At 42.5% G+C, this 16,548-nt stretch carries 8 protein-coding genes; 5 read left to right on the forward strand and 3 right to left on the reverse strand.

Translation table 11 applies throughout. The features are described from left to right. Positions 1–125 precede the first annotated feature (125 nt). Positions 126–2,525: a TonB-dependent receptor gene (locus M1L62_RS18750; protein WP_254561153.1), complete on the forward strand. Its 2,400-nt coding sequence runs from the start codon at positions 126–128 to the stop codon at positions 2,523–2,525. 34 nt (positions 2,526–2,559) lie between these two features. Beyond that, positions 2,560–3,789, forward strand: coding sequence for a PepSY-associated TM helix domain-containing protein (locus tag M1L62_RS18755; RefSeq protein ID WP_254561154.1), 1,230 nt, complete (start codon positions 2,560–2,562; stop codon positions 3,787–3,789). A 69-nt stretch (positions 3,790–3,858) separates the two neighbouring features. Here the strand turns inward: M1L62_RS18755 and M1L62_RS18760 are convergent, their stop codons facing one another. The 3 genes from M1L62_RS18760 to M1L62_RS18770 form a co-directional block, all read right to left on the reverse strand. Continuing rightward, complete coding sequence (locus tag M1L62_RS18760) at positions 3,859–7,446, reverse strand: VCBS repeat-containing protein (RefSeq protein ID WP_254561155.1); 3,588 nt, start codon at positions 7,444–7,446, stop codon at positions 3,859–3,861. 96 nt (positions 7,447–7,542) lie between these two features. Continuing rightward, positions 7,543–9,285, reverse strand: a complete 1,743-nt coding sequence (locus tag M1L62_RS18765) for a RagB/SusD family nutrient uptake outer membrane protein (protein ID WP_254561156.1) — start codon at positions 9,283–9,285, stop codon at positions 7,543–7,545. A 68-nt stretch (positions 9,286–9,353) separates the two neighbouring features. Continuing rightward, entirely contained in the window at positions 9,354–12,605 is a 3,252-nt protein-coding gene (locus M1L62_RS18770; RefSeq protein ID WP_254561157.1) for a SusC/RagA family TonB-linked outer membrane protein, read from the reverse strand. A 249-nt stretch (positions 12,606–12,854) separates the two neighbouring features. On the opposite strand from M1L62_RS18770, the gene M1L62_RS18775 reads away from it, so the two are divergent. From M1L62_RS18775 to M1L62_RS18785, 3 genes are all read left to right on the forward strand, one after another. Continuing rightward, entirely contained in the window at positions 12,855–14,387 is a 1,533-nt protein-coding gene (locus M1L62_RS18775) for an FG-GAP-like repeat-containing protein (protein ID WP_254561158.1), read from the forward strand. Between the two features lie 203 nt (positions 14,388–14,590). Further along, on the forward strand, positions 14,591–15,190 hold the full coding sequence (locus M1L62_RS18780) for an RNA polymerase sigma factor (protein WP_254561159.1): 600 nt from the start codon (positions 14,591–14,593) through the stop codon (positions 15,188–15,190). An 88-nt stretch (positions 15,191–15,278) separates the two neighbouring features. Next, positions 15,279–16,385: a FecR family protein gene (locus M1L62_RS18785; RefSeq protein WP_254561160.1), complete on the forward strand. Its 1,107-nt coding sequence runs from the start codon at positions 15,279–15,281 to the stop codon at positions 16,383–16,385. The last annotated feature ends 163 nt before the right edge of the window (positions 16,386–16,548 follow it).

Here is a 16,548-nt window from a genome sequence, read left to right on the forward strand (position 1 = left end):
AGTCTTAATAAATAATAAAATTTCTATCAATAATCCCACTTACCCCTATGAATGTAAAATACTCACTCTCATTATTACTCTTATTATGTTGTTTAACCCTTTCAGCCCAACAAACGCCCATTAGTTTGAAGGGAAAAGTAAAGACAACTAAGAATGAACCCGCAGCCTTTGTCAGTCTTTTAATCAAACACACACAGATTGGCACTGTATCCGATGAAGAAGGGAATTTCAGTATTAAAAATGTACCCGCCGGAAAACACATCCTTGTTGTAAAAGCAATAGGTTTTGATCAGATCGAAAAAGAAATTGATATTGAAGAAAATACTACGTTAAGTCTCGACCTGACCATCAACGCAGCTGCAACCCAACTTCAGGCGGTAGAAGTTACCGGGCGTAAAGAGCAGACATATAAGAACTCCTACGCGTTTTCAGGGACCAAGACGGAAACACCTTTGCGTTACGTGCCGCAGGCAATCAGTTACGTAACCAAGGAAGTGATGCTTGACAGGCAGGCCTTCAAAAACAGCGATGTAGTGAAAAACATCAGCGGCGTTAATCAGTTTTCATATAACAACAATGACTTCGTACTCCGCGGCTTTCGGGCAAGCAACACGATGATCAACGGTTTGCGTGTGAGCAGCAGCGGCTGGAATCAGTCACTTATACCTCACGTTGAGCGCGTAGAGGTCATCAAGGGACCGGCATCCGCTTTGTTCGCTAATACCGATCCGGGTGGAACGGTTAATATCGTTACAAAAAAACCACTGGACGAAAACCGGAAGTCGATCAACTTTACTACCGGAAGTTATAATACTTACCGGCTTGCAACGGACTTCACCGGCCCGATGAACGACTCCAAAACACTGTTGTATCGCCTTAATTTTGCCTATCAGAATGCTGAGTCTTTCCGTGTTTTACAAGGGGGACAGGATGTGGTCGTAGCTCCTTCCATATCTTTTATTCCTGATGAAAAAACCCATGTGAATATCGACCTTGTTTTTATGAGCTCCGTTGGAAAGCTGGATCGCGGGCAGCCGATTTTTGGTGCAACTGCCGGAACACAGCTTAACTCTACTCCGATTTCTTTCGCACTGGGCAAGAAAAGTGATTATATCAAGGAATTGAATATGTATTCCACGCTGTCGTTGACAAGAAAATTAACAGATTGGCTGTCGTTCAATGCTTCGTACATGAAGTTTATGTACAACGAAGATCTGATGGAACACCGCACTTCCAACAGTTATGGCATCGATGCTGACGGAAAAGCCATCCCGACACTGATGCAGATGCAAACCATCAAAAGACAAACCAGAAACTACACGGACAATGTAAGTGCTTATTTTATTTCTGCATTTAACACCGGTAAATTCGAGCACAAGCTGTTGGTCGGTTATGACCATATCCTGTTTCACACTGCCCTTGGCAACTCCAACTATAACGCCGGTGGTTTTATCAATGCGGCTGGTAACGGTATCGTGCTGACAAAAAGCGGCACGCCCGCAGCCTACGATCCGAAAAACAGATCATTGTATATGATCAAGGATAACATGCCTGTGCCGAATGTTCCTTTTTTCAATCTTGAAAACCCGGATTACAACATCACCGATATCTCGAGATACTACAATATCAGTTCGGCAGTTACACCTTCAAGATATTATGCCGATGGCGTGTACATTCAGGAGCAGTTCAAATTTGGAAAATGGAACGGTTTGCTGGGATTACGCATGGAGCACTATACCGATATGCTGGATTACACGCTAAAAACTGAGAAAAAAGTCAAACAAAAGGCCTTGATTCCAAGAGTTGGGCTTGTTTACACACCGATGCAATGGGTAAGTTTATATGGAACTTATACCGAAGGTTATCAGCCGCAGTCTGCCGGAACAATCGGGGCGCCGGAAATTTATGGAGGTCCGTTTGACCCGTTGATCAGCAACATGATTGAAGGTGGCGCCAAAATGGAATATTTCAAAAAACGGCTTGCTGTCAACCTTGCGATTTATCGTATTGAACAAAACAATGTATTGGTAAATGCCGGCGCTCCCGACAACCTTAACCTGCTTCGCCAGATAGGCCAACAGCGCGCTACCGGATTGGAACTGGATGCCTATGGTCAGATCACACCAGAACTTAGTCTTACAGCCAATATCGCATTCAATAAAGCAGAAATAACAAAAAGTACCAATGAGGCTGAGATTGGAAAGATCTTCCCGAATGCTCCCCGTAAACAAGGTGGTTTCTGGGCAAAATACAAGTTCCCTCAAAAAGCACTTTCCGGTCTGGCAGTGGGTGTGGGCAGTAATTTCGTGACGGAGAGAACAACCAATGATACCAAGAATAACCTTAAACTTCCCGGATACACCTTGCTCGATGCCGCGGTTTATTACAACGTCGATAAGTTCCGCATATCGTTCAATTTGAACAATGCATTTAATAAGACGCACTGGGTTGGCGGGTTCGATTACAATCGTTTGTTTCCCGGTGCTCCGCGCAATTTCCTGATCGGCATCGGTTACTCGTTCTGATCAGCCATGAATATTTACTAAAACTTTTGATCTCATGAAAAAACTGTCCGGAGTAATTCATTTATGGCTTGGTATGGCGTCGGGACTAATCGTCCTCATCGTTTCGCTTACCGGATGTATCTTCGTTTTTGAGGAAGAAATATTCAATCTCACGCATTCCGAAATTGTCTATATTGAAAAGCCCGCTGCCAAAGTAAAACCTTTATCCCAGCTGCTTTCAACTGCACAGAAAACTCTTGGCGACAAGAAAAAAATCGGAAGTATTCAAGTTTTCAGAGATCCGGAACGCGCCTATATCTTTTCAGCATCAAAGTCTGACAAGAAAGCAAGAAATGTATGGACTTATTTTCAACAAGTAAAATATTATGAAGAAGTCTACATCAATCCTTACACCGGGACTTATCTGGGGAGAGTCGACCGCAAATATGAATTCTTCAATATTATACGCCGAATTCATCAGAATTTATTGCTCCCTTATGAGACCGGAAGTCTGATTGTAGGAAGTTCTTGCCTTATGTTTCTGGTGTTGCTGATCACTGGTTTTGTCCTCTGGATACCTAAAACAAAAAGTGGCTGGAAACAAAGATTCACCATCAAATGGAATGCAAAATGGCGTCGTGTAAATTACGATACCCATAATGTTGGAGGTTTCTACGTGCTACCTATCGCGATGTTGCTGGTTATAACCGGGCTTGTCTGGTCGTTTGACTGGTGGGAGGATGGAATTTACAGAATGCTTGGTTCAAAACAGCGACCGGTATTTAACATCGAACAACCTGAAACAGCAGTTAAGGTAAAACCTACCGGAAATCTTTTGGACAAAGTTTTCCAGGCCAGTCTTGACAAGAAACTCTCATTTGAACAAATGAGCATTTCAGTGCCCGAAAAGAGTACAACGCCTTATCGTGTGTTCGTTGGCATAAACCGTGGTGCCGGTTGGTACAAATCCAATTATTACTACTATCACGGCACATCAGGTGAGCAATACGGACAGCTTCTTCAGGAAGAAAAATCGTTGGGACAAAAATGGCGGAATACCAATTATGATATTCATACCGGTGGGGTTTATGGCCTGTCCACCAAAATCCTGGCATTTCTGGTGAGTTTGTTCTGCGCGACTTTACCTGTAACCGGGTTTTATATCTGGTGGGGAAAACGGAACAAAACTAAAAAACCGGTAGCAAAAACCTCCGGTCAAAGAAGCAAAACAGAGGCGAAGAAAAAACCTCAGTACGTTAGCTCCAAAACAATGCAAAATATTTGATTTATACTTTAAAAACAGAAAGAGCAATCATTTGCGTGATTGCTCTTTCTGTTTTTATCTGAAATGATTTTATTTCACTTTTCGCTTGGTGCCTTTTGAATCAATAACCTCTGCACTCAAAACATAATTTGGCAAGAGCAGCTCATGAGCAGACTGCGATAAGAACGACGAGCCGTAATTTATTTCTTCTCTCCTGGTTTTACCATTTTTCAGTTTGAGTAACGCCGTAGTTTCAGTGGTTGACAATTTCACCGGTTTAACAACCGGGTGCATCTGATGAAACCTTAACGAATCCCTGTTCTGTGAAGTGATGGTAACTATCTTTTCATTTGCTCCCGACAATTTCACCATTGCTTTGGCATTTCCGGTAACAGAATAACCACCTTTCTCACAGGATAAGGATGTAAAACCACCTTTTCCATTTCCTTTCAAAACCAGACCATTGAACGCGTCGTACCTGCCTACCGATACATCAGAACCAAAATCATTACCGCATAACATCACATCCAGATTACCATCTCCGTCGACATCCTCGGCAACTATTCCAAAAAGCGGCGCAAATTGTGCTTCGATTGGCAACTCACGCATCTTGAATTTACCATCGCCCAGGTTTTCAACATAACTGCTTTTTAACCAGTTTGCCTTCAAAACCAGTGCATCTTTCAATTCTTCCGGTTTAAAAATATCGGTAATTCCGGCATCAGAGAATTTTCCGTATTCTTGGAAACGCTGCCTTACCTGAATGATCTGTTTTCCCATTTCATCGCGGGTGTTATATGGAAACTCTTTGTAGGTGTCATCTTTTCCCCGGTAAAAAACAGTAGGAATGGCGTCATAAAATCCATCCTTATTGATATCCTTGGCATAAATACCGATTGGCTGCTTGTCATTAGCCCGGTTAAGCGAATTCAAACCCAGATTTCCTGCCAGATAATCCATATCTCCGTCATTATCAAAATCACCGGTGACCAAAGTCCCCCACAACCCTTTTTGATTTTCCAGACCAGAAATATGTTTCTTAAACTTACCTTTTTCGTTTTTGAAGAAGGTAAGCGGCATCCATTCGCCGGCAGCAAGCAAATCAATCCAGCCGTCGTTATCAAAATCTGTCCAGAGCACATCGCAAACCAAACCGATATTAACCAGCTCCGGCGCAACATCTGCTGTTACATCCTTAAATTTCGGTTGTCCGTTTGAAGAATCATTCCTTAAAATATAACTGGTAACGGCTTTTGGATAGGCACCTGGCTCTACTCTTCCACCGATAAAAAGATCAAGATCTCCATCTTTATCATAATCAGCCGCTTTTACACAGGATCCGCTTTTTAGAAATTTGGGAATTGCAGTTGTGTTCCGGGTAAATTTTCCTTTGCCGTCATTGACATAAAAACGGTCCTGCAACGCGTCAGACCCGGCCTGCATTTCATAACTTCCGCTGACAATGTACAGGTCAAGATCGCCATCAAGGTCAGCGTCAAAAAGCAGAACACCCATATCTTCCGAATTCTTGGCAGGGCCATCCGCATCCGGAAGCAAATCTACTTTTGAAAATTTGCCACCCGGCTGCTGAATCAGGAAATTTCCTTTATGAAACATCGCACCGCCAATGAAAACGTCATCCAGCTTATCACCGTTCACGTCACCAACAGCCAATGCCGGACCGTACTGCGAGAGTTTATGCGGCAGTAATTTCTGCACGTTAAAGTCAATATTATCCTGCTCTTCATGTTTGTAATCCACCCGAAGCACAGAGGTTATATCATTTAATAAACCATCAGCAGCAGGTGTTTCCGGATTTACAACAGGATTTTTCGCATCTTTCTCAAAAACTGTCAGCACCTGATTGGCTTTGATATTTTTCAAAACCTGGCTTTTACCGCAAGGCCATGTAATAACCAGCTTTTCAATAGTTTTTACTTTACCCAAACCAAAATGAGTTACAGGCTCCACAGTTGACAAATAACCCCGATAAGGTGAGTTCTCCGCGTATTGCTTCTGATCACGACCATAGGTAATCTCGGTTATCGCCCCGATGCCATTTCTGTTGTACCCTTCACCTTTAAACTGAATTCGGAGATAATTACTTTCTTCCGGTTTCAACTGAATTGAGTTATTGCGGTAAACAAATGACGAGTCATTGATGTTGTTGACGACGTAATCCAGGTCTCCGTCGTTGTCAAGATCGGCATAGGCTGCTCCATTTGAAAAACCTGGCAACTCAATCCCCCAGTCATCCGTGACGTCTTCGAAGCGCAGGTTACCTTTATTTTTATAGGCAAAATTCTTGATCTTGACCGAAGGAATGTAATCCAGCATCATCATTTTGGTCATCACGTTTCCGACTTCGTTACGATAGGCAACAAAATCCAGATCGGTGATATCCCTAGGGAAACCATTGGTGATGATCATATCCCGCAGGCCATCATTATCAAAATCCGTCACCATCGGCGTCCAGCTCCAATCGGTTTCAGCGATACCGCTTAACAAACCAATTTCACTGAAAACCGGCGCTTTATTGGTCTTCTTCGTTTTTCCCAGATTCAATTGAAGTGTATTGCGCGCCACCTGGTATTGATAATGATACAATTCGTAGTTCTGATACGTGATATAACTACTGGCAGGTGTCATCATTTTCTTCCTGAAATTCGTAGCCGGCATCATATCCAGCGCCACAATATCCGGCAGACCGTCATTATTAATGTCGGCGACATCGTTACCCATCGCCGAATGAGAAGTATGTTTGAAAGAAACGTCAGCCATGTCGGTAAAGCCTAAGTGTTTCCCGCTGGCATCTTTGCCATTGTTGATATACAAAAGATCATTGGTCAGATAGTCGTTTGTAACATAAATATCCTTCCAGCCATCCTGATTTACGTCTGTCACGTTCACGCCAAGACCATATCCCTCAATTAAAATACCAGCTTCTCTGGAAACATTGGTGAAGACCGGATGGCCCAGCGCCTTATCCCAGTCATTGCGGTAAAGGCGGTCTGTTCTTTTGGATGATCCATCTTTTATTTTTTCATGAAACTTATTGGGAAAATTATTGTCATCCATTTCATTTACGACCAGAAAAAGATCAAGATCTCCGTCGTTATCATAATCCAAAAAGGCAGCGTTGGTTGTATGCGTCGTGTCGGCAACGCCGTATTCTTTACCCATTTCCTTAAAAACAGGAACCTTATCCTTATCAACTCCCTGATTTACATACAATAAATTCTCACGTTCTTTGGCCACTTTACGCACCGTCGAACATACATAAATATCCAGCAGTCCGTCATTATTAATGTCAATCAGCGCAACACCCGAAGACCACTTGTTTTCAGCAGCAACGCCTGCTTTCTTAGTAACATCCTCAAAGCGCAGGGAGCCGTTGTCCGATGTCCCCTTATTCAGATAAAGTTTGTTATCGACCGAATTTCCGGTGAAATAAATATCCGCCAGGCTGTCATTATTGAAATCCCCAAGGGCTACTCCCCCGCCGTTATACACGTATTCAAACGCAAGAATATTCATCGTATCATTCTCAGCGATACGGTTAGAAAAGTTGATACCTGTTTCTTCACTGTCCAGCATGGTAAAAGTTTTCAGCTTTTTCTTGCAGGAGTTTAACAGCAGGACGGCAAAAAGCAGTAGGAGTAAATATCTGTTTGACATAGAGAAAATTTGCAGGTGAGCACTAGCTGAAATTAACAAAAGGAGATGGTACTTATGCACCATCTCCTTTAATTTATTTTAGATTTTCAGTTCTGATCAATAACCGGGATTTTGAGTAAGAACATCTTTACCCAACAAGTCTATCTGGCCTTGTGGAATTGGCAGATACTCGTTTTTATTTGGCGTAAATTTGGCACCTCCCAAGGCTCCTGACAATTTTTTACTTTCATAAGTCAGGTAAGCATTAACGTCTGCTCCTGCTGTTCCCCATCTTACCAGGTCAAAGAATCTGTGTCCTTCGCCTGAAAGTTCAAGTTTTCTTTCAAAACGAACCGCTGTACGTGCAGTTTCTTTACTTGTCCACGCAGTTTTGTAAATATCGATCACATAATTTGCAGCGTTTTCGCCCGATGCTCTTTTTACAAAACTTGCAGGATTGGCAGCGCGTGAACGTACCAGGTTAACATATTCTCTCGCTTTTTCAAGAGAACCTACTTCAACCTCAGCCTCCGCAGCCATCAAAAGCACATCGGCAAAGCGAATGATATTCACGTTGATAGCAGTGTAACCCGGTGTCCAGGAACTGTTGTCCTGAAGGGATCCTACGTCGGTTCTGTAATAAGCATATTTCTTGCTTGAATAAGGGCCTGCGTTGGATTGGTTACGGATCCAGTCATTACCCGGGTGATCGATCCAGTCAAGATACGGAATTCCTCTGCGACCGATCGAGTGGTCAAGGCGAGGATCCACCGGACCGGCGTCAGGCGTAAAGGCATCAGAAGATTTTAATCCCATATCCGTTTTCAATTCTTTGCCGGCAGTGTTGTAAGAACCATCCAACAATGGAAGACCGGTTGCGTCAACACGGAAAGAGTTACCCAGCTCAAAACTTGGCGCGAAGAAACCGCAACAGTTACCTGGACCGTTCGGCCCTGTATTGTATGGCCAGTTAAGGTCAAAATCAGGGTTGGCATTATTCACACTCCCGGTATTTGCAGCAGCCTGAATTGCGAAAACCGATTCTGAATTGTTATCATTTGCCGCTTTAAAAGCATCCTGAAATTTTGGAACCAGCGCATATTGTTTGCCATTGGTTGTTTTACCGCTTTTAATGATCACGTCGTAAAGTGCTTTCGCTTCGGCAAATTTCTTTTCATACATATATACCTTCGCCAGATAAGCACCTGCAGCCCATTTGTTAACACGACCAGCCGCATCCTGCGTTTCAGGAAGATTGTCATAAGCAAATTTAATATCTGCTTCGATCTTTGGCCATAAGTCTGCATTGTTAGGTACTTTTTCGATACCCGTTCCATAATCCACAGATTCGTCAACGTAAGGCGTATTATTAAATCCTCTTTTCAATTCGAAATAATAATGTCCCCTTAAAAAACGAGCTTCACCGCTGATTCTCTTTTTGTCGGCATCTGTCACGTCAGCTTTTGCAACTCCGATCAGCTTCATCACCAAATTGGCACGAGCCACGCCTTCATACAAACCTTCCCATTTGTCTTTAGTAACACCTTGTGTAGTGATGTATTCAAAACGTTGGATCGGGTTAATATCACTGAAGTCACCGGGGTCAGTACCTTTGTTGGCGTCTCCACCACGGATACTTCCCCACACCCAATTACTCGCACTGGCCATCCGATTCGCACGTCCGTTCAGTTGCCCATATACGGACACCAGAACTCCTTCAATCCCTTTTTTATTAGAAAGCTGATCTTCGTCCAGCTGCCCTGTCGCAGGAATCTCTAAAAAACTCTCTTTACAGGAATACCCTATGAGCATCAATACGAATATGAATGCAAATAGCCCCTTTGATTTAATCTTTTCCATTTTATAAATATTTTGAGTCTAATCTTTCGATACCAGTTTCTTCTTTAAACTTTCAGGATAAAATGGTCTTAAAAGCCAAGATTCAATCCGAATGTCCAGCTTCTTGTAATCGGATAGTTTCCAACGTCAATACCGAAGTTCGTATCAGCATTTCCACCTACACCCGGATCCAGCCCCTTGTATTTGGTTGCTGTAAACAAGTTGTTGGTTGAAGCATATATTCTCAACTTCTGCATTTTTAGTCTGCCTAATATATGCGTGGGAAGTGTGTACCCCAGCGTAATATTCTGCATACGGAAATAGGTACCATTCTCAATATAGAAGGAATTGGATTGCGTATTGGTACTGAAATTAGACGCTGTTTCAAAAATTGGGGTTTCCGTGTTCATGTTGGTTGGCAACCATGAATCTTTCACACGTGAACTTACAGCCGCGCCGGTAAACGAAGGATAGAAGTCTGTAAACCATTTGGAAACGTTGAAAATTTTGTTTCCAATTGAAGCATACATATAGGTTGCAAGGTCAAATCCTTTGTACATCAGTTTAATGTTGATACCTGTTGTATATTTTGGAACCGGACTACCCAGATAAGTTCTGTCATCCGAATCGATTTTACCATCGTTATTCAAGTCAGCATAGCGGAAACGACCCGGGCCGGCACCATCCTGCGTTGCGGCCTGATCCACTTCTGTCTTATCTTTAAACAACCCTACCACTTTGTAGCCATAGAAAGAAGAAATAGAGTGTCCGATCTGGTTTCTGATCGGGTTAATGCCACGGAATCCGGGGTCAACTGAGGTAAGGTATTTTAAACCAGGAGCGAGTGACTCAATATTGTTTTTCAAAGCACCAGCCGTAAAGTTCAGCTCATAAGTCAGTTCATCCGTCAGGCGGCCACGATTGATAATCTGAAGGTCAATCCCTTTGTTCGACATTTTACCTACGTTAACAGAAGGTGCAGATGCCTTATAACCGGCAGTTGAAGTAATTGGAACCTGGAACAAAAGATCCTTGGTATCTTTTTGCCACAAATCAAGAATCACATCCAGTTTACCTTTGAAGAATGTTCCGTCGATACCGATGTTTTTCGTGATACTGGTTTCCCATTTCGCATTTTTGTTACCGATACGCGTACGATAATAACCTTCCATCGCACTGGTGTTGGTTCCGTTAAGGTCATAAGAAGACTCTCCGATATTGGCACCGTACAAGCTGTACTGGTTGTTTGGATCTACGTTGTTTGAGTTACCCATCAAACCGTAACCTCCACGAATTTTAAGTTCTGTAATGAAAGGAATATCTCTCATGAAACTTTCGGAAGATAGACGCCATGCTGCCGAGAATGCAGGAAATACTCCATAACGGTTATTAGAACCAAATCTTGAAGATCCGTCACGTCTCACAACCCCTGTAACAATGTATTTATCATTGAAGATATAATTAACGCGGGCGAACAATGAATAAAAATTAACCCCTTTGTAGAAGTCACTATTTACGATTTTCGAACCCACATTCGTCATGTTGATGTAGTTGAAATCAGTCGAGAACGGGTTCAATCCGGATGAAGACTGGTTTTTCCCTGCACCACTGTTTAAAGCTTCCTGCCCGATCAATACATCGATATTATGTAATCCCAGCAGTTTTTTATAGTTCAATGTGTTTGTTAATGTCCAAGATAAACGATGTCCTGAACCTTCGTTATAACCGAAAGCTGAGTTATTTTCAGAGTTTTCATACTGTAATCTGCTGAACCCTCTGTTGCTGTAATTGCTATACTGCGCACCAACGCTTGAGCGTAAGGTCAAGCCCGGAATGATGTCAAGTTCTGCGTAGAAATTACCAAAACCTTGCCCTGCAAAACCTTTGTTGTTTGCAAGTCCATCCCTGCTCGCCACCGGGTTTCTCGGATTGTTAAAACCCTTTGCCGCAGTACCCGCATAACCTCCAAATTCATCATAAACAGGGATGATCGATGGCATACGGAATGCTGAAAGGATATCGTTTTCATCTGCTGAAACACCTTGTCCGCCGCTTCCTCCACTCTGACCAAGCACCTGAAGGAAAGTAAACTGCGCATTTTGGCCAATACGAAGATTTTTCAATACGTCAAACTCCGTATTTACACGAAATGCATAACGTTTGAAACTGTTGTTTTCAAGGATACCTTGCTGGTCCTGAACGCTGAATCCTGCATAATATCTGCTGCTTTCACCACCACCTGAAAAACCAAGTGAATGTCTCTGCATCGGGGCCAAACGGGTTATCGCATCATACCAGTCAGTACCTTGTTTGTTAGCCTTTACAACCTGATAAATAGATCCTCGCGATGGGTCTACATTATATTTCAATTTTTCAGCAGCAAGGTCAACCGTTCCGATTACACCGGTTTTGCCACCTACGTTAATATAGTCAGGTAAAACAGGTTTGTCACCAGAACCATACTGGCCGCTGGCAACGTTTGAGAAATCAGGGGTAGTTCCTGCCTGAAATGCATTGTTTCTGATCGCCTGCCAGGTCCAGTCAGCCTGTTCCTGCGGATTTAACATACTTTGTCCTTTACCGGGACTTGTAACGCCAAATAAACCATCGTAAGTAACGCTCAGTTTTTTAGCTTTTCTTGTTCCTTTTTTAGTAGTATAAACAATGACACCGTTTGCAGCCCGGGCTCCATAGATGGAAGCCGCCGCGGCGTCCTTAAGTACAGTGGTTGTTTCAATATCATCCGGATTTAAAAAATCAGTAGAACCTGTTGGCACCCCATCTACAATGTACAATGGTTCGTTACCGCCAAAAGCCCCGAAACCCCGAACGCGGATCTGGCTGGTTGTTCCAGGCTGCCCGTTTGTGATAACGGTCACCCCTGCTACCTTGCCCTGAAGCTGTTGTTCCACGTTTCCTGAAGGTGTTGCTGTCAAATCTTTTGATTTAACAGTGGACACGGCACCGGTTGTTTCCCGGCGGCTATCGATGGTGTAACCTGTGACGATAACTTCTTCCAGAGAGGACACATCATCGTCCATCTTGATATCGAGCACACTCTGTGTCCCAACCGCAATTTCCTTGGTTTTGTAACCTACGAAACTGATAACCAGGATGTCGTTGTTGGATCTTACGTTAATGGAATAATCTCCTTCACCATTGGTGTTTGTACCCATTTGGGTACCCTTGATAACTACCGTAGCGCCGGGAATGCCGGATCCTCCGATATCGGTAATTCGACCGCTTACCTTGCGTTCCTGGGCCATAGCAACCATGGTCGAAAAACAGAGTAGAACGCAGCAAAATAAACTCCGGACGGAGTTCACGTAGATTTGTTTCATAATTTAGATTAGGTTAATTAATACAGAACTATCAAATTTATAATTATTAAGTCATTTATTTTACCTATTTCAATTTTTATTTTTATTAGTATATTTAATTGTATTATAAAAAGATAAAATAATGTCACTATTGGACATTATTTAGTTACAATTTACTTATAGTTACAAATAATATTTAAATAATTATATCTATACTTACCATTAAGAAATCTAAGAATGCCAGAAGCTTTCAGGAAGCTCATTTCAACTATGAACTATAACAAGATTTACTACTACTTTTTCAACATAACCATCTTATTATTTCTTGCTTTGCTGGGCTCATGCGGAGGAAACGTTTCGGACACTACGCTTGCAAAAGAAGAAGCTCTTGTCAGGGCTCAGTGCAGTAGCTGCCACTTATTGCCGTCTCCCAACCTGCTTGATAAAAGAACCTGGCGTGACGGCGTCTTGCCGGCAATGGCAGAGCAATTCGGGATTGAAGTTTTGCAGGGAAATGTATACCTGCCCAGCAAAAATTCGAGGCTATCCAGCCGCGACTGGCAGGCGATTGTTCACTACTATGAAACGCTGGCGCCGGATACGCTTAATCAGAATAAAACCTCAAATCTGCTACATGACTCCGGAATGTTTAAGATCGTAAAACCGATGACTGATACCGCGCAAACTGCCGCGACCCTCATGATCGGAATACATCCTAAAACAGGAGAAATTTATACGAGCGACCTCAACAATCCGGGATTATATGTTTGGAACCAGAAACTGGAATCAAAACTTGTTGCAACACTATCCACATCCGCGGTCGATATTTCATTTAATCGTGAAAACATGGTGATCACGTGTATGGGTGGCATGCGTGCGCTGGACGCAACAAAGGGAGATATAACAGCCATAAGTCAGGCAAAAAATGGTTCTGCTGTCAAAAATAAAATTGGGGACAATTTCATACGCCCCATTCAGAGCCGGCCCATCGATTACAATAAGGATGGATTGACGGATTACATCGTTTGCAGTTTTGGCCATAATCAGGGCGGTCTTTACATCCTTGAACAATTACCCGACAAGACTTTCAAAAGAGTTTCCCTCCGGGAAATTCCGGGAGCAACTCAGACCCTCACGGGGGACTTTAACCAGGACGGCTGGCCCGATATCATGGCATTATTTGCTCATGCAGATGAAGGGATCTGGCTATTTCTGAATGATCAGAAGGGTGGATTTAAAACCGAAAACATCCTGCGTTTTCCTTCGGTTTATGGATCAAGCAGCTTTCAGCTGATTGATATGAACCATGACAACAAATTGGATATTGTTTATACCGCAGGAGATAACAGCGACTATTCCAGAATATTAAAACCATACCATGGACTGTATGTGTACATCAACAAAGGTGATTTGAAAAGCGGTAATATTCACTTTGAAAAAGCTTTCTTTTACGCTATTCACGGCGCTACGAAGGTAATCGCAAACGATTTTGATATGGACGGTGATGTCGATCTGGCTACCATTGCGTTCTTTGCTGACCTGAAAAATATGCCGTCCGAGGGTTTTCTTTATTTTGAACAAAATAAAGAAAAAAATTTCCCTTCGTTCGCTGTACACGCCGTGCCTGTACATCACTCCGGCCGATGGATCTGCATGGATGCGGGCGACTACGACAGCGATGGTGACGTGGATATTGTTCTGGGAAATTTTTCAAAAGGTTTCATGAATCAGGATAATTTTAAGCCCGACTGGGACACTCATTTACCCTTCGTAATTCTGAAAAACGATAAGGTCAAAAAATGATGATTAAGCGTAGAAAAGTTGCTTTACAGCTCTGTAAAAAAAATATCAGGCAGAGACACAGTTATGAATATCAAAATTTGTAACTAGTATTAATTTATCAATATCTGACAGAAAAATGATAATATTCAGGAACTAGCTGAACTAAAATTGTTCTATTCTTATAAATTTTAATACTTTTGAGAAAAAATAAATAACCTAACTATTTGATACCAAGCACTACATATCACGATGACAAAGTACTGTGGCTGGCCTTCAAGCAAGGCGATGAGAATGCCTTTACGGTACTTTATCATAAGTATGTGCGGGTACTTTACAGTTATGGAAAGAAAATTCTCGCGGATGAAGAAGCCGTGGAAGACATTGTTCAGGAATTATTTATCGACCTCTGGCAATGCCGAAGCCGACTCGCCGATGTTGAATCTCCAAAATTCTATTTATTCCGTGCACTCCGCCGCCGGATTCACAAATCGCTGAACGAAACGCACAATCTTAATCAGCGCTGGGACCATATCGACGAAGGTATTCATCCTGTTTCACTTCCGAAAGAGTACGAAATTATTGAGGCTGAAAGTTCTCAAAAACAAAAAGATGAGCTGAACGTGTGGTTGAAAAACCTACCGGTTCGTCAGTATGAAGTGCTTATGCTCCGTTATTATCAGGATTTCAGCTATGCTGAAATTTCTGAAATCCTTACCATCAACGAACAATCCGTTCGAAATTTAATCCAGAGAGCAGTTTTAAAACTGCGTCAGCTTACCATTTCAGCACTATTCACAGGATTATTTTTATTTTTTTTAAAATAATCCTGACCAAGTGAGTTAAACGCGCCGGATAGCTCCTCTTGCTATATAAAGGACAAGTTTAATTTTTACACAGAATAGTTCTATCTATATGAGTTACTACAATTATGAGGTAACCGACTTTCTTGAAGATGCGAATTTCAAAGAATGGGTTTACAATCCTGATACTGAAACCGATAACTTCTGGAATGAATTTTCAATAAAATATCCGGAAAAATCAGAAATGATCGCGAGCGCAAAGTCAATTCTTTTGCAGCTCAAAACCGACATGGAAACAGATTTTCCTTCGGACGAAAAAGTAGAAAGCATTCTTTTCACAATTCACGAAAATAAAAACAAAACCACTGCCCGCCCGTCCCGAATATTATCGCACTGGATGGCGATTTCTTTTGCCAGCGCCGCGATGCTGATACTTCTGGTCGGCTGGCTTGTCAGAAGCGGAAAAAGTGATACCACCGTGACCTACGAAGAACTCATTTCAGCTGTTGATGTACCATTAATCGAAAAGACAAATGATACGTCGCGGCCTCACGTGGTGATTCTACCCGATAGCAGCACGGTTCTCCTGCACCCAAACAGCAGTATTAGTTACCGCAAAGATTTCGACAAAGATGGGAGACGGGAAGTATATCTATCCGGACAGGCATTTTTTAACGTTACCAAAAACCCTGACCTGCCCTTTTTTGTATACTCAAACGAGTTGATCACCAAAGTACTTGGTACCAGCTTCCTGGTTAAATCCTTCGACGATCAGAAACACCTGGAAGTCGAAGTAAAAACGGGAAAAGTATCCGTTTATACCCGAATGGATCATGACGCCGAAACAACCCGCACCAATACAGACCTTGGCGGAGTTATTATTACGCCGAACCAGAAAGTGCTGTTTTCGAGAGATGAAATCAGAATAAAAAAGTCACTCGTGGACTCTCCTGAAATTATTGCTTCCACGGTATTGCCCGCCCCCATGCTGAAATTTCAGGATGCCAGCGTTTCGCAGATTTTCACAAATCTGGAACAGACCTATGGAATTGATATCGTGTATGATGAAGAGTTATTTGGTAACTGCCTGCTGACGGCATCATTCTCGAATGAAAATCTTTATGAAAAAATTGACCTGATCTGTAAAGGCATCGAGGCGAAATTTGAAGTTGTGGAGGCGCGGGTAGTCATTACCGGCAGGGGTTGTCATCAGGATTAAAATTGCTTTTAATACCCTAGTTTATATTCACCAATTAACCCTTTTTACACATTTGTTATATATGACCTAACCAAAAAAAGAAGGTTGATGATGTTTGCACCATCACCAACCTGATCCATTATCCCCAACACGAATGTCATCCGCTTCCAACGGATGGAGGATT

This window comes from Dyadobacter diqingensis (genome assembly GCF_024220585.1).
In the GTDB taxonomy this organism is placed as follows: Bacteria; Bacteroidota; Bacteroidia; order Cytophagales; family Spirosomataceae; genus Dyadobacter; species Dyadobacter diqingensis.